The 22,162-nt window shown below is 65.5% G+C and carries 21 protein-coding genes; 5 read left to right on the top strand and 16 right to left on the bottom strand.

Annotation, left to right across the window (positions count from 1 at the left end; all coding sequences use genetic code 11):
• Nucleotides 1-8: 8 nt before the first annotated feature.
• Together ACCD11_RS14020 and ACCD11_RS14015 are read left to right on the top strand one after the other, a co-directional pair.
• The gene (locus ACCD11_RS14020) at nt 9-1,325 is read left to right on the top strand and encodes an HlyD family type I secretion periplasmic adaptor subunit (RefSeq protein WP_007838298.1); all 1,317 of its coding nucleotides are present in this window, start codon (nt 9-11) and stop codon (nt 1,323-1,325) included.
• Nucleotides 1,322-2,884 (top strand): TolC family protein, encoded by a 1,563-nt coding sequence (locus ACCD11_RS14015; RefSeq protein ID WP_413314326.1) that lies wholly within the window; start codon nt 1,322-1,324, stop codon nt 2,882-2,884. The genes ACCD11_RS14020 and ACCD11_RS14015 overlap by 4 nt, the downstream gene beginning before the upstream one ends.
• Nucleotides 2,885-2,888: 4 nt before the next feature.
• On the opposite strand, the gene ACCD11_RS14010 is transcribed toward ACCD11_RS14015, so the two are convergent.
• The 16 genes from ACCD11_RS14010 to ACCD11_RS13935 form a co-directional block, all read right to left on the bottom strand.
• Nucleotides 2,889-4,307, bottom strand: a complete 1,419-nt coding sequence (locus tag ACCD11_RS14010) for a sigma 54-interacting transcriptional regulator (RefSeq protein ID WP_413314325.1) — start codon at nt 4,305-4,307, stop codon at nt 2,889-2,891.
• Between the two features lie 10 nt (nt 4,308-4,317).
• Nucleotides 4,318-6,303 (bottom strand): TadG family pilus assembly protein, encoded by a 1,986-nt coding sequence (locus ACCD11_RS14005; protein WP_413314324.1) that lies wholly within the window; start codon nt 6,301-6,303, stop codon nt 4,318-4,320.
• 56 nt (nt 6,304-6,359) lie between these two features.
• Nucleotides 6,360-6,893, bottom strand: a complete 534-nt coding sequence (locus ACCD11_RS14000) for a TadE family protein (RefSeq protein WP_413314323.1) — start codon at nt 6,891-6,893, stop codon at nt 6,360-6,362.
• Complete coding sequence (locus ACCD11_RS13995) at nt 6,890-7,363, bottom strand: TadE/TadG family type IV pilus assembly protein (RefSeq protein WP_413314322.1); 474 nt, start codon at nt 7,361-7,363, stop codon at nt 6,890-6,892. The genes ACCD11_RS14000 and ACCD11_RS13995 overlap by 4 nt, the downstream gene beginning before the upstream one ends.
• A gap of 34 nt (nt 7,364-7,397) precedes the next feature.
• The gene (locus tag ACCD11_RS13990; RefSeq protein ID WP_413314321.1) at nt 7,398-7,754 is read right to left on the bottom strand and encodes a DUF3613 domain-containing protein; all 357 of its coding nucleotides are present in this window, start codon (nt 7,752-7,754) and stop codon (nt 7,398-7,400) included.
• A complete protein-coding gene (locus tag ACCD11_RS13985) occupies nt 7,751-8,641 on the bottom strand; it encodes a hypothetical protein (RefSeq protein WP_413314320.1) in 891 nt (296 codons plus the stop codon). Before ACCD11_RS13985 ends, ACCD11_RS13990 begins: the two co-directional genes overlap by 4 nt.
• Nucleotides 8,638-9,594, bottom strand: coding sequence for a type II secretion system F family protein (locus ACCD11_RS13980; RefSeq protein WP_413314318.1), 957 nt, complete (start codon nt 9,592-9,594; stop codon nt 8,638-8,640). Before ACCD11_RS13980 ends, ACCD11_RS13985 begins: the two co-directional genes overlap by 4 nt.
• The gene (locus tag ACCD11_RS13975; protein ID WP_413314316.1) at nt 9,591-10,595 is read right to left on the bottom strand and encodes a type II secretion system F family protein; all 1,005 of its coding nucleotides are present in this window, start codon (nt 10,593-10,595) and stop codon (nt 9,591-9,593) included. Before ACCD11_RS13975 ends, ACCD11_RS13980 begins: the two co-directional genes overlap by 4 nt.
• Nucleotides 10,588-11,901, bottom strand: coding sequence for a CpaF family protein (locus ACCD11_RS13970; RefSeq protein ID WP_413314314.1), 1,314 nt, complete (start codon nt 11,899-11,901; stop codon nt 10,588-10,590). Before ACCD11_RS13970 ends, ACCD11_RS13975 begins: the two co-directional genes overlap by 8 nt.
• A gap of 4 nt (nt 11,902-11,905) precedes the next feature.
• A complete protein-coding gene (locus ACCD11_RS13965; RefSeq protein WP_413314313.1) occupies nt 11,906-13,189 on the bottom strand; it encodes a histidine kinase in 1,284 nt (427 codons plus the stop codon).
• A gap of 38 nt (nt 13,190-13,227) precedes the next feature.
• Nucleotides 13,228-14,556 carry a type II and III secretion system protein family protein gene (locus tag ACCD11_RS13960; protein ID WP_413314312.1) on the bottom strand — a complete coding sequence of 443 codons (1,329 nt, stop codon included), beginning with the start codon at nt 14,554-14,556 and terminating at the stop codon, nt 13,228-13,230.
• 42 nt (nt 14,557-14,598) lie between these two features.
• The gene (cpaB, locus tag ACCD11_RS13955) at nt 14,599-15,612 is read right to left on the bottom strand and encodes a Flp pilus assembly protein CpaB (protein ID WP_413314311.1); all 1,014 of its coding nucleotides are present in this window, start codon (nt 15,610-15,612) and stop codon (nt 14,599-14,601) included.
• Nucleotides 15,613-15,685: 73 nt separating this feature from the next.
• A complete protein-coding gene (locus ACCD11_RS13950) occupies nt 15,686-16,186 on the bottom strand; it encodes a prepilin peptidase (RefSeq protein ID WP_413314310.1) in 501 nt (166 codons plus the stop codon).
• Nucleotides 16,187-16,202: 16 nt separating this feature from the next.
• Nucleotides 16,203-16,388: a Flp family type IVb pilin gene (locus ACCD11_RS13945; RefSeq protein ID WP_413314309.1), complete on the bottom strand. Its 186-nt coding sequence runs from the start codon at nt 16,386-16,388 to the stop codon at nt 16,203-16,205.
• Between the two features lie 421 nt (nt 16,389-16,809).
• Entirely contained in the window at nt 16,810-18,246 is a 1,437-nt protein-coding gene (locus ACCD11_RS13940) for a L,D-transpeptidase family protein (protein ID WP_413314308.1), read from the bottom strand.
• Nucleotides 18,246-19,337 (bottom strand): nuclear transport factor 2 family protein, encoded by a 1,092-nt coding sequence (locus tag ACCD11_RS13935; protein WP_007836233.1) that lies wholly within the window; start codon nt 19,335-19,337, stop codon nt 18,246-18,248. Before ACCD11_RS13935 ends, ACCD11_RS13940 begins: the two co-directional genes overlap by 1 nt.
• A 127-nt stretch (nt 19,338-19,464) precedes the next feature.
• Between ACCD11_RS13935 and ACCD11_RS13930 the strand changes: the two genes are divergently transcribed.
• The 3 genes from ACCD11_RS13930 to ACCD11_RS13920 all read left to right on the top strand — a co-directional run bounded on the left by ACCD11_RS13930 (nt 19,465) and on the right by ACCD11_RS13920 (nt 22,075).
• Nucleotides 19,465-20,427, top strand: coding sequence for a LysR family transcriptional regulator (locus ACCD11_RS13930; RefSeq protein ID WP_042673880.1), 963 nt, complete (start codon nt 19,465-19,467; stop codon nt 20,425-20,427).
• A 113-nt stretch (nt 20,428-20,540) separates the two neighbouring features.
• Nucleotides 20,541-21,053, top strand: a complete 513-nt coding sequence (locus ACCD11_RS13925) for a hydroxyquinol 1,2-dioxygenase (RefSeq protein ID WP_413314307.1) — start codon at nt 20,541-20,543, stop codon at nt 21,051-21,053.
• 14 nt (nt 21,054-21,067) lie between these two features.
• Nucleotides 21,068-22,075: a hydroxyquinol 1,2-dioxygenase gene (locus ACCD11_RS13920; RefSeq protein WP_413314306.1), complete on the top strand. Its 1,008-nt coding sequence runs from the start codon at nt 21,068-21,070 to the stop codon at nt 22,073-22,075.
• Nucleotides 22,076-22,162 lie beyond the last annotated feature (87 nt).

The raw sequence follows: 22,162 nt of genomic DNA, 5'->3' as shown, positions 1-22,162 counted from the left end.
GACGCGACTTGAAATCAGATTTGCCGCAGATTCTTCAGGACGAGAACGACAGGCGCGCGGCCCAGGCCTCGCCGCAGGGGCGGCGGCGGCAATGGATCATCGGCGGCGCAATCGGCGTGCTGGCGCTGGTCGGCCTCGGTTTTCCGATGGAAACCGTGGTCGTCGCACCTGGTCGCGTGATCCCCTCGGACCGCGTCAAGTCGATCCAGCATCTGGAAGGCGGCATCGTCAGCAACGTGCTGGTGAAGGAAGGCGAGAAGGTCAAGCAGGGCCAGTCGCTGGTCGAGATCGATCTTGGCGGCAGCGGCCTCAACTTCGAGGAGCTCTCGGCCCGCTACGCGGCCACGCAGGCCACGCGCGTGCGGCTCATGGCCGAGAGCCGCGGCCAGCCGCTCAAGCGTGAATCCTTCGCCGCCGACATCGACGAAAGCGTGTTCGAAGGCGAGACCGGCGCCTACCAGGCGCGCGCGCTCGAACAGCGCGGTGTCATGGCCGGCGCCGTGTCGGGCCTGGAGCAGGCGCGCAGCAAGCAGCTGGAGCAGCAGGCCAAGGTCAAGGGCCTGAGCGACCGGCTGGCGCTGATGCAGAAGGAGCTCGAAATCTCCGAGCAGCTGTTCAGCGAGAAACTGGTCGGCCAGGTCGAGGTGCTGGAGAAGCGCCGGCAGGCCGAAGGCGTGCGCAGCGAACTCGCCGTGGCGCGCCAGGGCGTGATCTCCGCCAACGCGTCCATCACCGAGGCGCAGGCCAAGATGGCCGAGGCCGAAGGGCGCTTTCGCCGGCGCGCGTCGGACGAACTGGCCACGGTGGAGCGACAGTTCGCGAGCCTGAGCGAAGACCTGGCGCGCGCGCGCACCCAGCGCTCGCGCACCGTGGTGAAGGCGCCGTCGGACGGCATCGTCAAGGGCCTGCGCAACTCCAGCCCCGGCTGGGTCGTGAAGCCCGGCGAATCCATCCTCGAGGTGGTGCCCGACGAGGACGAGATCATGGTCGAGGCGCGGCTCAACCCCAACGACCGCGGCTTCATCGAAGTGGGCCAGCCGGCGCGCGTGAAGATCACCGCCTACGACTACCTGCGCTACGGTGCCGTCGACGGCAAGGTCAAGCTGGTGGCGGCCGACGCCGACCGCGACCCCGCCATCGCCAGCGGCGCGCCGTACTACCGGCTGCTCATCAGCATGTCGCAGTCCCATGTGGGCCGCGACGAGAACCGCATCACGCCCGGCATGGAGTCCGAAGTGGACTTGCGTGTGGGCACCGATCCGTTCATCTGGTACATCCTGCGACCTGTGCTCAAGCTGCGGCGCGAAGCCTTCCGCGAACCATGAAGTACCGCCAACCGGCCGACCGACGCCGCATGGGCGCCGGCGTTGTCTGTGCAGCGTTGTGCGCGAGCTTCGTCCTGCCACCCGTTGCCTTCGCGCAGGAGCAGCAGGAGGCGGGTGCCAGGCTGTTGCTCGCGCGCCGGCTGTCTCCACCCTCGCTCGGCGCCGCGAGCTACACCCAGCAGGTGAAGCAGGCCCTGGTCGCGCTGTCGCAGGACTACCCCGAAGTGCAGACCGCGCAGGCCGCGGCCAACACCAGCAGCTACGGCGTGGATGCGGCCAGGCAGGCGCGCTACCCGCGCTTCAAGTTCGGCACCTCGTCCGGCAACTACAACAGCGGCGCGGCCAACGCCAAGACGCAGAGCTACACCGTGCTCACCGCCGAGGCGCGCGTGAGCCTCCTCGACGGCGGCGCAATGAGCGCGGCGCAGCGCGCCGCCGAAGCGGCCAACCAGGCAGACGACGAGGCCGTCGTCACCACCTCGCAGAAGGTGGTGCTGGATGCGCTCACCGCCTACCTGCAGGTGCAGCGCTTCGACCTGAAGAAGCAGATCGCGCACAAGGCCACCGAGGTGGTGGCCGAAATCTCCAAGGCCGAAGCCCGCCGCGTGGCATTGGGCGTGAGCGGCGACAACGACCTCAACATGGCGGCCTCGCGGCGCGCGCTGGTGGCCGCGCGCGAGTCCGACTTCGAGGCGCAGCGCGACGAGGCCCTTGCCAAGTTCCGCAACTACTTCAAGTTCTCGCCCAATGCCGAGTCGCTGCCCGTGCTCGCGGCGCCGGCGCAGTGGCGCATCTCCTCGCAGGAAGAGGCGCTGCGCCGCGCCGAGTCGCGCAGCACCGAGATCGCCGAGGCGCAGGGCCGCATCGACCGCGCCAAGGCGCTGGCCGACCAGCAGGACGCGAGCCTCTACCCCTCGCTCGACGCCGTGCTCGTGAAAAGCAAGGACCCGCGCGGCGTGTCGCCGCAGGACCCGACGCGCGCCGCCTTCGAACTCAACTGGAACTTCGGCAACGGCTTCGACCGGCAGCTGCGCCTGAAGTCGGCGCTGGCCGAAGTCGCCAACCAGGAAGCCAAGCTCGAAAGCGTGAAGCTCAACCTGTTCGAGCTCACATCGGCATCGTGGGCGCGCACCGTGTCGGGCCGCGAGCGCGAGCGCCAGCTGATGGAAGCCGTGAGCACGGCCGGCCAGGCCTTCCGCGGCCGCCGCCGCCTCATGGAGTTCGGCCGCGAGACCCTGCCCAAGGTGCTCGACGCGCAGCTTGACTACTACACCCTGCTGTTCGACTACATCGATGGCGTGTTCGACCTGCGCATCTCCGAGCTGCGCCTGGCGCGCACCACCGGCGAACTGCGCATCGACCCGGCCGGCCCCAACGGCTGGATCGACCGCCTCTTCGGCGCGCCGAGGCGGCAGGTGCTGACGGAAGACGGGCTGCTGGGTGCGCTGTGCATCTCGAGCAACACGGCGTGTGCGAGCGAGCCCGTTGCCGAACGCACCGTGGGCACGGCAGGAGCGAACCCGCCGCTGCGCAAGGCCTCGCGCCTGTCGACGCGCTGAGAGATCAGGCGTCCTCGGGGATGCCTGGCTCGCCGTCCAGGATCTGGTACTTGCGCATCTTCTCCCACAGCACCTTGCGGCTGATGCCCAGGTGCTGCGCGGTGTCCTGGCGCTTCCAGTCGTTGATCTCCAGCGCCGCGATGATGCGGTTGCGCTCGCTGCTGTTCCAGCCCTTGCGGTCGCTGCTGCCATCGAGCGAGCCGTTGCCGTTGCCCATGCCGTTGCGCTCGCTCGGGGTCGCCGGTGCCGGCGTGCCGCGCGTGAGCGCAATCGCGCGCTGGATCAGGTTCTGGTCCCAGCCGTGCAGCTGCCGCGCGATCACGCCCACGCGCTCCGCGAGGTTGCGCAGCTGCCGCACGTTGCCTGGAAAGTAGGTCTCGGCCACCGCATCGCTGAGCCAGTGCGGCGTTTCGCCGAGCGCTTCGAGCTCGTCGCCGAGCACGTTGCCCAGCAGCGCCTTGAAGATCGCGATCTTGTCGACCTCGCCGCGCTCCTCGAGGCTGGGCACGTGCAGCTCGATCACCGCGAGCCGGTAGAACAGGTCGGCGCGAAACTCGCCGCTCGCCACCATCTCGCGCAGGTTGCGGTTGGTGGCCGCCACCAGCCGGAAGTCGACCCGCACCGGCGCCGTCGCGCCCAGGCGCGTGACCGCGCTGTCTTCCAGCACGCGCAGCAGCTTCACCTGCTGGTAGCGCGGCAGGTCGCCGATCTCGTCGAGAAACAGCGTGCCGCCCGTGGCCTGCTCGAAGTAGCCGCGGTGCGCGTGCACCGCGCCCGTGAACGAGCCCTTGGTGTGGCCGAAGAACAGCGACTCGAAAAGCCCGTCGGGAATCGCGCCGCAGTTCACCGCCACGAACGCGCCCTTGCTGTAGTGCTGGTGCCCGAGGTGCAGCTGCTGCGCGATGCGCTCCTTGCCCACGCCCGTTTCGCCGCGCACCAGCACGCTGTGGTTGCAGTCGGCAAAGGCGCCCACCTCGGCCAGCAGCGCCTTCATCGCCTCCGAGTGCGCAACAAGCACGTCGGGCGCCTGCGGCGCCACTTCGCGCGCGCGCAGCTGCCGCACCAGCTTCGCGACCATCGTGCGCAGCTCGGCGCAGGTGAAGTCGTAGGGCAGCACGTGCAGGTACTCGGGCGGATAGGTGCGCGAGTCGCGCTCGCGCGACCCCGCCGCGACCCAGATCACCGGCATGCCCTGCAGCAGCTCGGTCGCATGCGCCAGCCCGCCGCTGTCGATGACGGTGACGCTGATGATCGCCACCGACGGGCGCAGCGCCGTGCCGCGGTCCTGCGGCGGAGGCGGCATGCCGTCGGCCCGGATCACCTCCACGTCGAAGCTCGCCATGCACCGCGCGATGCGGTCGAGGATGTCGGCTTTGCCTTCCCAGACAAAGAGGTCGAGTTCGTCGAAGTTGGGGGCACTCATGAGAATCGATTCAATAAACCAGTTGTGCGCCGCCCTGACACGACAGCCGTGCTCCAACTTCGGTCTTTGCGAGATCGATGCCGAGCGCAGTAAGCAGGGTGTTCACCAAGGGGTCGATGAGAGGCGAGAGAACCGCGGAGATCGCCTGCCGAAGCAAACCGGCGACTACGTCGATGGTGTTTCCCACGCCCGCAAGAAGGTCGCCCAGGGGGCTGTCGACCGATGGCTTGTACATGTGGATGTCGAGCTGTGCCAAGGTTTGGCTGAGGCCACCTACGAGATTGCTCGCGGCGACGGGTTGGTACGGCGTGGGTAGCTGCGTGGCCGAGATGTCGGGCAGGTTGGCATCCGTAGGCGCTGCGAACTCGAGCGTGTCGCTCGAGCCCAGGACAGGCGTGTTGGTCATCAGGCCGATGCCGCCACCGGCGAAAGCCTGGCGATCCGCGATGTTCTTGTCTGCGACCCAGGTATTTCCCTTTTTCCAGGAGTAGGAGCAGAGCACCACGCAAGTCTTCTTGACAGTCATCGAGCCAATATCGACCAGGGGAACGGGTTCCACATTCGGAGGATCCTTACTGGCGAAGGCTTGTGCGGCGGCATCAGCGGCACTGTTGCCGATCTTGCCCACACGTAGCGTGGCGGCCGAGGTGTCTGCAATCACGGAAAGCGTCTTGCTCCCGTCCGCAGGGCAGCCGTACTTGTCGACGCGCGCCTTGCCCGCCGCAATATCGAGGTTGATGTCGATGCGAAACGGCGATGAAACCAGGCGCAGGTCCGTCACATTGCTTTCGCATCCGATGCAGATCACGTTGCTCAACGCGCCGACCAGGTCCAGATGAAGAAGGTTATTGAGCAGATCGGTCACCGGCTGCGTCAGTTTGAAGACCTCATTGGCTAGGTTGAAGACGCCGGTAAGTGCGGTCGTGAAGTCCACCGATATCAAAGCACGCACCTGTGCCGTCCGAACGCGAATGCCGTTTTCCCCCAAGGGGTCCAGCATGGCCAATTCGGGGTTTCCGATGGCCGAGGTTTGCGGCGGTTCGATGACTTTGACGGTGGTGACCACGTTGGCAAGGCCAAGCAGGTTTGACGGGGCACTGAGGGACACTGCACTCTGGCTATTGGCCAGCTGAACGAAGGCCTGCGTCAGCTGGAAGGCCTGCAGATTGAGGTCCAGTGCGCTGCTGGGCGTACCCGTGGCAACCCCGAGAATCTCGGCAACGCTGAGCTGGACATTGGAAACCTGTGTCGTCAGCCCGGTCATGTCGTTGAAGCCGTTGAGCGCTATCCCCGTCAGCGCGCCATTTTTCTCGAGAACCGTGGCCAGCGCCTTCAACATCTTTCCCGCGGTGATGTTCGAGTTGAGCACCTGCTCGTACTGACCGGCCTGCAAGCCGACCTGAAGCGCGATGGCATCCAGGAATGACAGCAGGTTGATCTGCGTGGTCACGAGACCTTGCCAGCCGACTGCTGTGAGGGCCACATTGCCGCCCAGGAGCTTTCCGAAGACCGTGTCCAGCAGCGCGGACTGGGTCGAGTCGACGGAAAGCAGCGTGCTCCGGATGCTGAGCACCGCCTGCGGTATCGACTGGTACGCGATGGCGGAAACGACGATCGAATGCTGGGTGTTTCCGGTGAACGAGAGCGGCAGCATCGAAGGGCTCCGCGTGATGGAAACGCGCACTGCATTCAACTTCTCCCCGGCATTCGGCGCGCCGAAGTAAAGCGGGGGGGCGCGAAACACCGGGTCCCAGTTGCCGCATACCACCTCGGCGTCCGTCAGCGGGTCGATGCCGGCCGGAAAGTTCTTTGCGGCGTTGTCCTTTGCAGCCTGCTGAGCAACGCCGCATGCGGACGGCTTGAGTGCCTGGGCGCCTGCCAGTGCGGCTAAATCCACCGTCTTCTGAAGCTCCCGCTTCATGAAGAACAGGTAGCCGAGTTCCGTACCGATCAGAACGATCAGTATCAGACTCATTGCGATGGCCGTGTTGACCATGATCGATCCGCGATGCCGTTGGCGAGATGATTTCGATGCGTTTCTCATGATGCCTTTCAGGACGGAAGCACGGCGGTTGTCTGGCCCGTCAGCGTGTCCGGCATCCAGCGGCTGGTGTCCAGAAGAGGCAGCGTAGGCAGCAGACGGTTGGCGCTGTAGGGATAGGCCACGGTCACGACCGCTCCCGTGGCAGGCGCGGAGCCGCCTGCACCCGTCAACACCACATTCACGTTCACGTGGCTCTTGATCCAGCCTAGGCGGCTCGCCATGTCTGCACTGCTGGCTTCCGGCACGACCAGCGAACCCGCCAGGGATTCGTGGATGGCGTCCTGGACCCTCTGCCTGCGCAGGGCGTCATCCGAAAGACCCATCATGGAAGGCTGCGATAGCGCGCGTGCGCCGTCTTCGGCGGCTCGCGACACGGTCTGCTGGACGTACAGGACCGCCCCGAACGTAGCGATGCCGTAGATGGCAAGGAACAGGAATGTGAAGACGAATGCGAACTCGATCGCTGCAATGCCACGCTGGCGGCATCGGTGGCCGGCAGCGGACCGGAGCCGTTCCCGCGCCGTTGCGATGCGCTTCGTCATGGTGTTCTCCCGTCGAGCAGCATGCTCGCCTTGGCAACCAGGGTGTCGGGCACGGCAAAAGCGGGCAGCGGCGGCAGCATGTCCTTGAGGCCCGATGCGGTGATCGTGACCACGATCTGGCACCGCTGTTCCCACAGGATGCTGCACACGCGGGTGGCCGAGCAATCGTTGCTGGCCACTTGGCAGATCTTCGCATCCACGGTGGGCGCGACAGGCAGCAGGCCGCTGGCCTGGTCGCGCGCGACGTCGTGCGCTTTGGCAGCCCTGGTGGTCGCGCCGACCGGATACCGAAGCGCTGCCCGTGCACCATCCTCGGCGGCATTCTGCAATCCGAAGCGGATGGCGAAGAGAACGCCGTAGCAGATGATGGCGTAGAGCAGGGTGAAGAAGAGCAGGAACGCGATGGCGAACTCGAGCGCATAGACGCCACGTTGGGTACGCGGATTCGTCCTGGAGCGCGAGAGCTTCATGGTGTGCCGTCGTTCGAAAAGCGAAGCCCGGCGGCTACCTGCCGCCGCCTGCGCTGCTGCCGGTCTTGACTGTCGAGTTCAGGCGCTCGGGAATCGGATACTCGAAGCTCTTCAGATAGCGTTCATAGCTTCGGCGTGCGACATCACCCGCAATGGGGCGCGCCGTGGGCGATGCGAAGCTGCCGTCTCGCTGCCTTGCGAGCAGGCTCGTCGCGGCATCGCCAACTTGCAGGGGCGGTGCTTCGTCGTACTCGGCCTCTTCCTGCGGTGCGGCTTTGGCCGTGTCGTCTTGTGCGGGCGCGTTCTGTGCAGAGGCGATGGCGGCGGCCAGTGAGAGAGAAAGGCCGACCATCGGCCCGGCGGCCCTCAGGCGGGAAAAAGGGTTCTTCATTCTGTGCCTCGTGAGATCGAACTGCGGGAAGTCATTGCGCCTGCATTGGCCTGCTGGCCGCCCATGCCGGGCCAGCGCGCCGCCTTGAGCTTGAGCGGCGCCGTGCTGTCGTCGTAGATCGATGTCCCCATGGTCGCCGCTCGGGGGAGCGGCTGCACGGCAGAGAGCGGCGCACTGCCCAGTTGCCGTGCACTCTCGCGAATCGCTTCGCGCGTCGCGGGCGACATGCGGTGGGCTTCCATCAACGCGTCGGCTTGCGCTCTTTGCTGCGTGACTTCGAGGTACAGCGCAAGGTTGGCTTGTGCCTGGGGGTTGTCGGAGCGCAGTTGCAGTGCCTGCATCAGCGGCAGGCGCGCCTGCGAGATGAGCCCTGCGCGGAGGCTGGCGTAACCCAGGTCGCTCAGGAGCACCGCATCGGTCGGATTGCGCCGTTGTGCTTCCTTCAGCAGCGCAACGGCTGTGGGATAGTCGCTGCGCCCGCCCGCCAGCAGTCCGAGGCCGTGGTAGCCGGCGCCCTCCAGCGGCGTGCCGATCAGGCGCTTGTAAGCTGCCTCGCTCCCTGCAGTCTCGCCCGTCTGGCGCAGCGCGTCGGCGCGCATGCGGCTCGAATCAGGAGAGGCACCCCAGCGCTGTTCGAGCGCATCGATGTGTGCAAGCGAAGCGAACCACAGGCCGTCCGTCTGCATCTGCTCGACGAGCTTCATGTACGTTGCGGCGGTGTCGATGTTCGCCGCGTTCTTTTGCGTCGCGGCAGCCTCTGCGGCCATCCGCTGTTGCGCATCGGCCGCAGCCGGATACAGGCCCTTGGGCCCGCCGCAGCCGGCCAGCATCATCAGAGACGCAAGCAGCGCGCAGGCGCACTTCGAGTCATGCAAGGCGATGTTCATTTGGACATGGCTCCCAGGGAACGGATGATGGCGATGAAGCCTGGGCCGGCGGTCACGATCACGAGCGCCGGCAGGAGCGTGCTGACCATCACACCGGTCATCTTCACGGTGATCTTGCCGATGCGCGCTTTCATCTCCGACTTGCGGTGTTCGCGCAACCGGTCGCTGAATATGCGCAGGGGTTCCTGGACGGCGCCGCCGTGGCGATCGACCTGCACGAGCAGGGAAACCATGCCCGCGAGGTTGTCGTTCGCATGCAATGTGCCCAGGCGTGCCAGCGAATGCTCGCGTGTGCGGCCGCGGCTGTATTGGCTGTTGGCGAGATTCAGCTCGTAACCCAGCACCGGCATGACGTGCGAGAAGTCGTTGGCCATGATCTGCAGGCTCTGGTCGAGGCTCAAGCCCACACCCTGAAGAAGCCGCAGGAGATCGATGAAGAGCGGCAGCTCATGCGCCACGCGTTCGCGCCGTTTGGCGGCCAGTCGGCCGAGCAGCCACTTCGGAACCATGAAGCCGATGCCGATGGCCGACGCCGCGATGATGGTGAGCTTTCTCGTCGAGACCGCTCCGGGCCAGAACAGCAGCGCCAGCGTGGGCAACAGAATGGCCAGCGCGAGCCGTGTGACCAGAAAGACGAGCTGCGCCCGCGCCGAGGAAAATCCGCACTGGTCGATCAGCCGCCGGTCTTCGTCGGCCACCAGGGCCTTGCCGATCCGGGTGTTGAGCCAATGCAGCGGGAGGTCGGCACCGGCGCGCCTTGCGGCCTCGACTTCCGACAGGCCATCGACGACCGGCGAGACGACCGCATCGTCGCGATGGAGTGCGCGGCCGATGGCCTTGCCGCGCCGCGCGCGCCGCGCTTCGTTGACCATCAGGCCCGCCGCCGCGGTGCAAAGACCGAGCGCCAGCAGCGCGAGGCTCCATGCGGCGAGCTGCGTGGGAGTGAACGTCATGTCAACCTCGCCAGGCGATAGAGCAAAACGGTGCCGAGCAGCTGCAGGCCCACCGCGCCGAAAATCATCATCTGGCCGGTGGAGTCGTGCCACATCCGCAGGAAGTAGCCCGGGTTGGAAATGATGATGAAGCCGCCCACGCCCAATGGCAGGAGACCGAGGATCCACGCCGACAGCCGTGTTTCGGCCGACATTGCGACGAGTTCGTGTTGGGCCTGCTCCCGGTCGCGCATGAAGTTCGCAACGCGCTCCAGCAGCAGGTCCGCGCGCCCTCCGTAGCGCACGCCCAGCCCGAGGATGGATGCCAGGAGATACATCTCCTCGACGCGCACGCTGGCTGCCGTCTGGTGCAGCGCACGGTCGAGGTCCACACCGGCGCGCACCAGGTTGGCCGCGCGCTCGAGATAGTTTTGCAGCGGCGCCTGCGTGGATGAAATCGCCAGTTGAAACGCGGCCTGCGTGGAGTTGCCGATGGTGATGAGGCGCACCATCGAATCGATGAATGCGGGAAGCTGCCCGACCAGTTGGCGGCGAAACTTCTGAAGGCGCAGCCACAGCCCGAACAGAGACAGGGCCAGTAGCACGACGAACGTCCCAGCGGCGCTGATCCAGCCGGCGAACAGGCCGGCCACCGCGCTAAGTGCCACGATCGCGAAAGCGCACAGCGCGATCGCCTGTACCGAAACGGCGCCTTCCAGCCAGGAGGGCAACAGCGCCTGCAGGCGTGCCTTGTGCGTCGGCTCCGGTGGCGGCTCGCCGCCAGCATTCATCCACGGGTCTGCCGCGATGCCGCTGCCAGGCGTGTCGATGAACGAGGTGCGCGGCGAAGCTGATAGCGAAGCTTCCACGGCGACAGCCACGGCCTTGGCCTCGAGTTGCTGTGCCAGGTGGCGGTAGGCGGCTCGCCGCTCCTGGCGCCCGCGCGCCCATTGCCAAAGCAGGATGCCTGCCGCCGCGAGCAGCAGCGCAAGACACGCCATGCCCAGCAGGATCTCATCCACGGCGGTCCCCTTGCGCACGCGTCATCATCTGACGGAAGCGGGTGATCTTGGGCGAGTGAGGCGCGATGCCGAGGGATATCCATCGGTCGCGTTCTTCGCCGTCGGGCGACACGATCGGGTCGTAGCGGTAGAGCTCCTGCATCGCCACGACGTTGTCGTTGACGCCTGTGATCTCGCTCAGCGAGACGATGCGCCGCTGACCGCCCGACATGCGCCCGATCTGCACGATGAAATCGATGGCATTGGCAATCTGGCGGCGCAAGCTCACTTCGCTGCCCTGGTAGCCCGCAAAGCCAGCGAGCATCTCGAGACGGTAGAGGCATTCGCGCGGGGAACTGGCGTGGATGGTGCCCATCGAGCCTTCGTGGCCGGTGTTCATTGCCTGCAGCATCTCGATCACCTCGGCGCCCCGGACTTCACCGACGATGATGCGGTCCGGCCGCATGCGCAGGCTGTTGCGCAGCAGGTCGCGGATCGAAACCACGCCGGTGCCGTCGAAGCCGCCGGGGCGGCTTTCGAGGCGCACCACATGAGTGTGGCCGAGCGAGAGTTCCGCCGTGTCTTCGATCGTGATCACCCGTTCGGCGGGCGGAATGAAGCTCGCGAGGGCGTTGAGCAGCGAGGTCTTGCCGGAGCTCGTGCCGCCGCTGACGAGAATGTTGCAGCGCGCGCGCACGGCGATCTCGAGCAACTGGGCCATGCCTGCGTCGAAGGTACCGAGCTTGACCAGGTCTGCCGGTGTGAGCGGCTCCTTGCGGAATTTCCGGATCGATACAGAAAGCCCGTCGATGGCCAGCGGTTCGATGATGACGTTGATGCGTCCCCCGTCGGGCAGCCGCGCATCGACCATCGGGTTGGCTTCGTCAAGCCGACGGCCCAGCGGTGCGAGGATGCGGCGCACGATGCGCATCACGTGCTCGGTGTCGGCGAAGCGCAGCGTCTCGCGTTCGAGCACGCCATTGCGCGATACGTAAACGTTCGTGTGCCCGTTGATGAGGATGTCTTCCACCGCGGGATCGTTGAGCAGGTCTTCCAGCGGCCCGAATCCCGCCAGTTCCTTGGTGAGCGCATCGGAGATGAGCTGCATCTCGCGGTCGTTGATCGGCACCCGCCGCAGCCGTACGAAGCTGTCGACTTCCAGCTCGACGAACTGCTGGATCGATGCGCGCGACCAGCGGCCGAATTCCGCGCCGAGCTCCTCGATGCGGCTGAGCAGATGGTCGTGCGTCCAGCTCTTGATGTCCTGGAACTGCTGCGAATTGATGAATGCCTGATCGTCGTCGGCAAATTCGATTTCGGTGGACATTGGCTCAACTTTCGTTTGAACTCTTCCAGAGCCCGGTGATTTGCGACATCAGTGCAACCCAGCGCTGATCTTTGGCCGGCGGTCGGCCCGACACGGACATGTACTGCTGATGGAGGCTTCGAGCGAGGCCTGTGACAGCTTGCGAATAGGGATCGCTGCGCGCGGTGCGTACCAGCATTTCCCCGCGGCTTGCCGCGGCCAGCAGCGCAGCGCTGCGCGCAGGCAGCACGTGCAGCAGCGGCAATTCGAGACGTTCGGCAATGTCCTTCGCCGACAGGCCGACATGGCTGTCGAACTTGTTCACGACCAGGGAAAGATGCTCGGTCTCGATGCCTCGCGCGCGGAGCTCTTTCAGCAGGTTGGCAGTGGAGACGATGGCGCCGATGCTCTGGTCGCACACGACCCAGGTCTGCTGTGCTTCGTGCAGGGTTTGAGCGATGAAGTCGATGGTCGAGAAGCCGCCGAGGTCTGCGATCTGAAAGTCGAAGAAGTCGGAGAGTCTCCTGATCAGCGCTACGGAATCGGCGTGCGAGATCTCGCGCACCTGCGACAGGCTCGCGGGCAGCGGCAGCACGGCGACGCCGCTGGTGTGGTGTGCAAGAGCCGTGTGCAGCAGCGTCTGGTCCAGGCGTCGCAGGTTGCGTACGCCGTCGACGAAGCTGAAGCCGCTCTGGGTGTCCAGGTAAAGCAGTCCGTCGCGCGCAGGAAGACCGAGATCGAGCAAGGCCACGCCGTGTCGCGTTGCGCGCGATTGCGGTCTCGCGGGTGCGTTGGACAACTGGGTGTGCAGCATCAGGGCCAGGCTGGTCGCAAGTGTGGTCACTCCCAACCCGGCACGCGCGCCAAGCAGCGCAAGGGTGCTGCCGCGGGTACCGCCTTGCAGGCTGCTGCGGCGCTCGAGCAGTGTTTTCAATGTGGTCACTGCCTCGGTCGGCGCCGCCGCGACGTCGACGAAATCGTCGACACCTGCGCGCAGTGCCGCAAGCATCGCGGCGGGCTCCGCGGACGTTCCCATGGCAAGCACTGGCAAGGCGGGCCAATCTCTCTTCAAGCGCTGGTGAAGCTGGCTCGCACCAGTCACCTGGTCGGATGAGAAGTCGATGAATATCGCGGCCGGGCCGAGCAGGGCGATGCGCTCGTCGATTGACTTCGCGTCCGGAGCAAGCACGACTACGGAGCCCACCCGCCCGAGCGCATCGGTCAACCACGTGATGTGGCTGCCGTTGCTCGATGCGAACAGGTAGGTTTCCGCGCCTGTTTCGGGAATGCCGTCGCGTGGTGCGTTCATGAGGTCAGCATTTTTCTGGCGTTCACACTGCTGTTTCTTCAACGCGAGAAGCCGGGAAGCGCGGTGTTGGCTGCGCCGCCCAGGAAGATCGAGCGCCACACCGCGCCGTCGCGTTGTTCGGCGGTGCCCGGCAGGAACGGGGCGAGATCGGTGTTGCGTGCGATCGGCTTGACCAGATGCGGCGTCACCATGATCACCAGCTCCTTCTCGCTCATCTGGTACTTGTTCTGCCTGAAGAAGGAGCCGAGAACGGGGATGTCGCCGAGCAGCGGCACCTTGTCGACGTTGGACGACGTGGTGCGGCTCACCAGACCGCCGATGACGAAGCTCTCGCCATCGCCGAGTTCGACGGTCGTGTCCGCGCGGCGCGTCGTGATCGCGGGAACCGCGACGCCGTCGATGCTCAAGGCGTTGGTGTAGTCGAGGTCGCTCGCCTCCGGAGCGACCTTCAGGACGATGCGGTCGTTCGACAGGACCGTAGGGGTCACCGACAGGCCGATGCCGAAAGGCTTGTACTCGATGGTTGTTGCCCCAAGGCTTTGCGGTACTGGAATCGGCAACTCCCCACCAGCAAGGAAGCTAGCGCTCTGGCCCGACATGGCCACCAGCGTCGGCTCTGCAAGTACTCGCGCGAGGCCGTTGCCTTCGAGCAGGTTCAGCGTCAGCTTCATGCCGCGGCCCTTGTTGGCATTGCCAAAACCCAAGGCAAGACCGAATGCATCCGCCAGAACGCCGCCCGGCGTGGTGTTGCTGAAGCTGAAGCCATGGCTGTTGGGGCCATAGGAGGAAAGGTTGAATCCCGCTTCCTTCAACACGCTCCGGCTGAACTCGACGACCTTGACTTCGACCTGGACGGTGTGGCTTCGGACGTTCACGACCGACCGGTCCTGCAGCGCAGTCTTTTCATCGGCGCTTGAAAGGGCGATATCCGTGGCCTGCTGGTGCGCGGGGAGACTGTCGGTGGAGCCGGTCAGCACCGCCGCGCGGCGACGGACTTCCACGGCATACGTGGTGGCTGCGGGGCTGCCCTTTTCCCAAACCATCAAGGTCGTGCGTCCTGCCGCCTTACCCGTCATGATGAGGCGCGCACCGGGCGATCCCGCGGCCTTGCGGGTCAGCGTGACGCCGACCACGGCCTCGTCGGCGATGGCCATGCGATCGATGCCCTTGTCGACCAGCAGTTCCTGCTGGGTTCCCGCCTGCATCACGAGCGCAATGGGCTGCCGCGCGGGAGGTGTCTTTGTCTCCGGGCCAGCTGCCTGCGAAGCGGGCGGCACGATACCGAGCGAGACCAGGCACAGCGCGACGAGCGCAAGGCGAAATGGAGGCCGCCGATTCCTTGTGAACTGGCAGGGCAAATGCGGCATGTGTCTTCTTTCTTGAACTTGGACGGTCATTGGCTTGGCCGATCAATAGCGCATGGTTTCGCTTCGCTCGCCGCGGATCACTTCAACTTCGTTGCCTCCCCGCGCGGTCGGTGGGCCGCTGCGGGAGATTGCGTTTCCAGCCGGCGCATTGCGTGCCACTGCGTTCGCGCGGCGGGTGTTGTCGGTCGTGCCGCCAGAAACGAAATCCACCGCGGTCAAGCCTGCTTGAGCCTTGTCCAGCCCTTCGAGCGGGGCTCGACGCGGCGCGCCGGGCTTGGCCGGCGCGGGTTGCAATGCGGTCGGAAGTTCTGCGAAGAGCTTGGGATCGGGCTCGGCCGAGTCAGTCGGATTGCGCAGCGCCAGCAACAGCCGCCCACTGGATTCGCCCACCGTCAGGCGATTGATTTCGTCGACCGCGACCGCCAGAACAGCGGTTCTCGCCGCTTCCGCGCGTTGGGCCTGCGGCTGTCCCGTTCCGGCCTTGCCGTCCGCCCCCTTGGGTGGCAAACCGTCGACGGAGGCACTGCCGAATGCCAGCACGCGCTTGCGTGCGAGCAGCAGCCGCGCCTGGCTCCGGTCGACGTCCTTGTTGTCCGACTTGAACATCACGAAGACATCGACGAAGTCGCCTGGCTGGACCTTGTTTCCGACGCCCATGAGCTCGTCGGCCTTGACCGCCACCGCACGTTCGCCCTCCGCCACGCGCAATGCGAGTCCTGAGACGAGCTGGCCTTGAAGCAGCGGAGTGCCTTCGCCGAGGTCCATCACCGGCACACGTCCGATGGCATCCGCCGTTTCCTGGAACGCGCCCGCGGGGTTGATGGGCAGGCGCTCGACGCGAATCGCGTCGGCGGAAATGGCTTGTCCTGCCGGCAAGGGCTTCGATGCGACCACCACCGCATACGTCATCACCACCGGCGCCTTTGCTGGCGCGGCTATCGGAGCGGTGGCTGCTTTTGCAGGGGGAGCCTGCCTGCTGAGCATCCATGCATAGCCACCGAGCGCAATGGCAAGCAGCACGAGAATGGCGGCGACTATCTTGGTGAGATGGATCATGGGCGGCATTTAGAAGAAGGAATGTGCGCAACCGGAAAATCGACGACTGGCGGCTTCGCCGCCATGTGTGCGATCAACTCTGTCGCCCCCAGATCAGCCATACCGCGGTGGCCAGTGCCAGATAGGCTGCATAGGGAACAACACGAGGCCGGCGTCCGGACGGCGCCATGCCGTCGGCAGCAGAGCGTTGGTGCGCAAGCATCAACGCGAGCCGGGGAAGCACGGGCCAGCGCAGCAGCGCCAGCCAAAGAATGCCGTGGAGGGCGGCGAGCAGACTGCCGCCGATCCAGATGGGGAGGAGTGCCATGGGGCCGACCCATAGACCGAGAGCGCCAGCGAACTTCACGTCGCCCGCTCCCATGACGCCTGTGGCATAGAAAAGCAGGAGTGCGCCGAATCCGGCGGCAAAGCCAAGCAACGCTTCCGACCAGCCGATTCCCACGGGTTGAAGCCCGAGGGCGAGTTGTACGAGCGCGGTGGCGGCGCCCGACAAGACCAGCCAGTTGGAGACGGTGCGCCTGCGGAAGTCATGGACGGCAATCAAGGCCAGCCAGAAGAGCAGGAGGGATTCCAAACGCAAACCGAAGACCTCAGGGAGTCGCCTTGGGCAACTTGCCGCCGATGTAATTGAACATGTCGATCAGTGCCTTGCCGATGCCAGTTGTCTCGGAAAAGATGCCGATCAAGATAATTGCCATCAACCCCGCAATAATTCCATATTCAATTGCGGTAGCACCTTCTTCATCGCGCAGAAAACGAGCAATAGATCCAAGCATGATTTCCCTTTCCAGGAGTGTTAACAAAGACTTGCAGGTGAATGTTATACAGCGTAACTCTGTGTATCAACCAGGAAGTAGCTAGTACTTTTGTCTAACGGGTACTGAGCGAAAGAGATAAAGCAGGATGGCGGCCAGCCTTCCGCCGCCCGGAATCAGAAACGGCCTGCCCAACCGATTGACAGTTTGGAAACGAATATTTCCCTCTGTACGACACATGTGACCTCCCATAAAGATGGGATGTGTCGTTACGTCGCCGGGAACGCGCGAATGGGAAACGTTACGGGAACAAATGCGTTACGTGTTACGTAGCGCAGGCCCTCGGTGGGTCAGATGTAACATTGAAAAAAGGACAATCTCGTGAGCAAAAAGTCACGAGATCACGGGGTGGCCTCGCCGCCGGGAGGGCTTCAACCGGGCCTCAGCCCAGGATTTCTTCGTGAAATAGCTTCCAGTCGGTACCCTGGCGTAACCAGTACTGGCGCCGGGAGCGTCCACTCTTTTCGCCTTCGAACACCTCGCCGAAGGTAACAATCATGGTGTCGTCACCGTCCCGCCAGTGGAGGTAAGACATGTCCTTGAGCTGTACGCGCTTGCCCTGCGCGTATTTCACTTCGTCGTCGACAGCCGAAATTCCTTCGGTGGATTTCTTGCTGCTGCGCTGGAAATCGGGCAAATAGAATTTCTTCAATTGCGCTTCATTTCCATTGGCCCGCGCATCTTTCCAGCCATTGATTGCGCCGGTAATCGATTGCGACTCTTTTTCCGCCTGAGGCTGCGTTATCCATTGCAGGCTGCGCGCGGTCACCACCGGGGTGGCGCCGATCTGCACTTTCCGCAAAAGCTGCTTCAGGTCGGGATTGGCCATGACCACGCAGCCGTCGCTCGCCAGCGGCGCCCGCGCGAACTGCTGGGGTGGGGTGCCGTGCAGCCAGATGCCGCCGCCAGTCTTGCCGCGCCGCAGGTCGTATGGGTTGGGGTAGTTGATGGGCAGGGCGCCCGCGCCGTAGAAGTCCTTCAGCGACTTCGGGTCGAGGCTGCTGGTGATGTAGTACACGCCCAGCGGAGTGCGCGCATCGCCTTCGGTGGCCTTGTCGGTGCCTGACTTGCCGACCGAGATGTAGTAGTCGGCCGTGAGCCTCAGGCCCTTGTCGGAGTTCTCGAACAGGTACAGCCGCGAGCGCGAGGCGTCGACGGCAATGGCATAGCGGCTGCGGGTGGAGAGCGCCAGGAACTGCGACGGCACGGTGTTGGCCGGCGGCCGCTCGCGCAGGGCCTGCAGGCGGCGCTTCGATTCCTCGTGCAGCTCGGCCATGGCCGGGCTGCCGCGCATCTTCGCGATGCTGGCGGTGTCGGGCAGCGCGTTCGACGGGGGCACCTGCGCCGCGAGCAGGTCGCCGTAGACGAGCTGCGCGAGCTGGAAGTTCGGATAGTCGCGCACCAGGTCGCGGGCCTTGGCCAGCGCGGGGCGGGCCTGGCCGCGGCCGAACATTTCGTAGACCGCGATCAGGCGTGCCTCTGCGTTGCCGGCTTCCTGGATGGGGGCCGCGTTGGAGGCGGGCTTTCGTGCGGGCCTTGCCGTGGCACCAGCCGTTCGGGCTTCTGCTGCAACCGCGCCCTTCCTGCTTTTGGGCTGTGCCTTGGCCGAAGACCGGCCGGCGGAGCGGTTGCCTGCGTGGCCGCCTGCCGTGGCCTTGGCCTTGGCGCTGCTGCCTGTCTTGGTGTTGTTCGACGCCAGTGCCGCACCGGGCGCTGCAAGCATCAGCGCGGAAGCGGTCATCAGGGCTGCGAGCAGCTGTCCGCTGCGCAGACGGAACGGGGGATTCTGAAGCCGGCCGTGCCGGACGATGTCTGCCACTAGCCGCCGACGCTTTCCTTGCGAATGTGCCAATGATTGCCGGAGCGCTGCATGTCCAGCGTCTTGCGGCTCGAGACGTTGAGGTTGTCCGCGCGATAGATCTGGCGGAACTTGGCGGTCGCGGTCTGTCCGTCGACCTTGATCGCGAGGTTCTCGATGTTCACGCTGATGCTCGTCTTGCCGACGATGCGGGCGCGGCGGTCTTCTTCCCAGCTCTTGCGGCTCTGGCCGCCCGCGGGGGCGAAGTCGGGGCCGTAGGCCGCGAGGTAGCGCTCCATGTCCTGGCTGGCCCAGGCCGAAGCCCAGGCACGCACGGCCGACTCGACTTCGGCATTGGACGCGGTGCTGGCCGCAGGCGCCGGTGCGGGCGCTGGCGCCGGCGTTGCCTCGGGCGCCTTGGGCGCGGCGGCTACCGGCGCAGGAGCGGCCGCGACCTTGGCCGGCGGCGGGGCGGCAGGGGCTGGCGCGGGAGCAGGTGCCTTGGCCACGGGTGCCGGTGCTGGCGCCGCCGAAGCGACCACGGCCGTAGGCTTGCCACCCACCGGCGTCGGCGTGAAGAGCGTGCGGATCACCGCCAGCTTGGGCTGCACGGCGGTGTTGTTCTGGTCGAGCTGCAGCGCCTTGCTGTAGGCCTGGCTGGCCAGCCGCGCATACACGTCGCCGAGGTTTTCCTGGGCGGTGGCGTAGCTGGGATTGGTGCGGATCGCACTTTCGAGCGCGCCGCGTGCCTTGTCGAACTGGTTCTGGCTCGCGTAGATCACCGCGAGGTTGTTGTACGGCTCGGGCAGTTCGGGCGCATCTTGCGTGAGCTGCGTGAAGGCGGCGATGGCCTCTGCACGCTTGCCGGTGTCGAGCTGGATCACGCCCTTGAGGAAGCGCATCTGCGGGTCGCGCGGCTTGTCCTTGAGGAAGGCGTCGGCCTTTGTCATGGCCTCGTCGAGCTTGCCGGCCTGCATGAGCTTGTCGACTTCCTCGTGCTCGGGGGCGGCCAGTGCCGGCAGCACGGCGCCGCAGGTTGCCGCAGCCAGGAACAGGGCGCGAACGGCGGGAGAGAAGCTGAAACGGGCGCGTGGCCGGGGGCTCTTGGGCATTGCGGACAAGACCTCGTAGGGGTGGGGGATGCGGCAGGCATTGTAAGTGGGTGGTTAACCTTCAGACACAGTGATGACAGTCTTTCGACCTGGCCGCAACACCGGGCTCGCGCAGTACAGTGCGGCCGTGGACCGTCTCCAAAGCATTGAAACCTTCGTTCGCGTCGCGCAGACCCAGAGCTTCGCGGAAGCCGCTCGGCAACTGCGCGTGGCCAACTCGGTCGTCACCACGCGGGTCAAGCAGCTGGAAGAGTTCCTGGGCGCGCCGCTGTTCCACCGCAGTACGCGCGTGGTGCGGCTCAGCGACATGGGCCAGGCCTTTCTGCGCGACTGCACGGAGCTGGTCGTGCGTGCCGAGAGCATCGTCGACCAGATGCGCGAAGCGCGCGGCACGCCCTCGGGCACGCTGCGCGTGCATGCGCTGACGGGCATGGTGCTGGGCCGCTTTGCCTCGCTGCTGCGCGAGTTCCAGACGACCTATCCCGACATCCACCTCGAACTGATCGTGAGCGATGCGGTGGCCGACCCGGTGAAAGCCGGCGTCGACTGCGCCCTGCAGATTTTTCCCGCCGCCTCGCAGGAGCTGGTGTCGCGGCCGCTGTTTCCGGTGCGGCGGGTGCTTTGCGCCACGCCGGCGTACCTCGAGGCGCACGGCATGCCCGCCACGCCGCGCGAACTGCATCGCCACAAGCTGGGCCTGTATTCGGGCTACCCCACGCGCGACCGCTGGACTTTTCACCACCAGGGCGAGCAGACCACCATCTACCTGTCCGCCGCGCTGCTGACCAACAGCGTGCATCTGCTGCGCGAATACGCACTGGAGCATGCGGGCATCGTCTGCCTGCCGACGCTGGTGGCGGGCGATGCCATTGCGCGCGGCGAGCTGTGCGTGGTGCTGGCCGAGCACCAGCTGTCGTCCTTTTCGCTCAGCGCGGTGTATGCGGGCACCTCGCGCAATGCGCTGAAACTGCGCCTGTTCATCGAGCACATCGCCACCCGCTTCACGCGCGTGCCGCCGTGGGACGCGGCGCTGATCGAGCGCGGGCTCATCCCGGCGGAACTCATCGAGTTCAGCCGGGCCAGCGGTTAGGGGGTAAACCCCAGCGATTATTCGGAAGCGCCGAATAATCCTCTTCCAAACTGATCCCTACCGGCGGCGTCGGTTGACTCCTAGAGTTCGCTCATCACAGGAGACACCCCGCCATGACCGCAACCGCCTACCAAACCCGCTTCGGGTCGCTCAAGCACTTCGAGAAGGGCCACGTCGAACCGATCGACGACGACGTGCGCCACTACGCGTTTTCCAACTGCTTCGAGATCGCGAGCATCAGCCAGCCCTACGAGAAGGTCGTGTTCGGCCAGAACCAGATCTACGTGCTGGAGACGCTGCGCGCCGAAGGCACCTCGCCCTGGTACACCTGCGCGCACGACGAGTTCGCGCTCGTGATGGACGGCGATGTCGAAGTGCACCTGGTGCAGCTCGACGCCGCGCAGGCGGTGGCTGACAAGGACAAGAACGGCGCAGTGCTGGTCAAGGGCGAACCGCAGGGCAGGAAGATGGGTTGGATGAAGCTCTCGCGCGGCCACCAGGGCCTGCTGCCGAAGAACACCGCCTACCAGTTCCGCAGTGCCGGCGAGCCGGGCGTGATCGTGCTGCAGAGCTGCAAGGGCGATCTCTCCGTGGAAAAGTGGGCTGACATCTGCCAAACCCATTGAATAGGAGCCACACCATGAACGCACCCGCAGAACTCGCCAAGGTGATCGCGTCGCAGCCCGACGCCACACTCGGCTACAAGGACTTTTCGCTCGGCAGCTTCAGCTTCCACCGCGACGAATACTTCGTGCACATCGGCTGGAAGACCCGCGACGGCCGCCCGATGAGCCACACCATGGACGCCGGCAGCTACCTGCGTGCGCTGATGCGCGACGTGGCCTGGGGCTTCTTCTACGGCTGGGTCAACTTCGACGACGTGTTCGGCACCGTCAACCACTACGAGTCGGTCGACCTGTACGCCGGCAGCTTCAACGGCACCATGAAGGATGCGGGCATCGACCTGCTCGAGAACTTCCCGACCGCGCAGATCCGCGCCACCTTCGAGGCCATGCTCGACGACTGGACCAACGAGGCTTTCGACCCGTTCGCAGCGCCGCAGGAAACCGGCTCGCCCTACGGCCGCAAGAAGGGCAACAACACCGCCAAGATCACGAGGGCGCGCGAACTGGCCAAACGCTGCGTGGGCCTGAAGGGCGACCTCGACCTGCGCAGCGACGAACGCGGCGCACCGGTCAACCGCGCCTTTGCCGACGTGCCGCAGGGCCAGCCCGAGCTGCACCCCGAGCCCGGCTTCGAGAACGAGGTGCATGCCTTCAATCTCTTCGGCTTCCTGAGCCGTTCGCAGGTCACGTGGAACCCGAGCTTCACCTCGGTGGTGAAGCACAGCTACATGTGCCCGACGACCGAGGAGCACATCCTGCCGATCATCCATGGCAACGACCGCGTCGAGTGGTTCTTCCAGATGACCGACGAGATCCACTGGGACTGCGGCGACAAGAACACCGGCAAGCCCATGGCCCGCGTGATCATGAAGGCGGGCGACATGGCGGCCATGCCAGCGTACTGCCGCCACCAGGGCTTCAGCCCCAAGCGGTCGATGCTGCTGGTGTGGGAGAACGGGTCGCCGAGCCTGGTCTTCGAGATCCAGAAGGGCGAGTCGCCCGAGATCCCTGTGCAGTTCTGAACTGTCTTGCTCCCTCCCCCTCCGGGGGAGGACAGGGGTGGGGGCTCTGCGAGCCCGCGCCCTCTTTGAAGAAGCCCCCACCCCAAC

This window comes from Variovorax sp. Varisp36, from assembly GCF_047304235.1.
Lineage (GTDB): Bacteria > Pseudomonadota > Gammaproteobacteria > Burkholderiales > Burkholderiaceae_C > Variovorax.
Note: the sequence above shows the minus strand (reverse complement) of the source record. Positions and strands in the feature narration are given on the sequence as shown.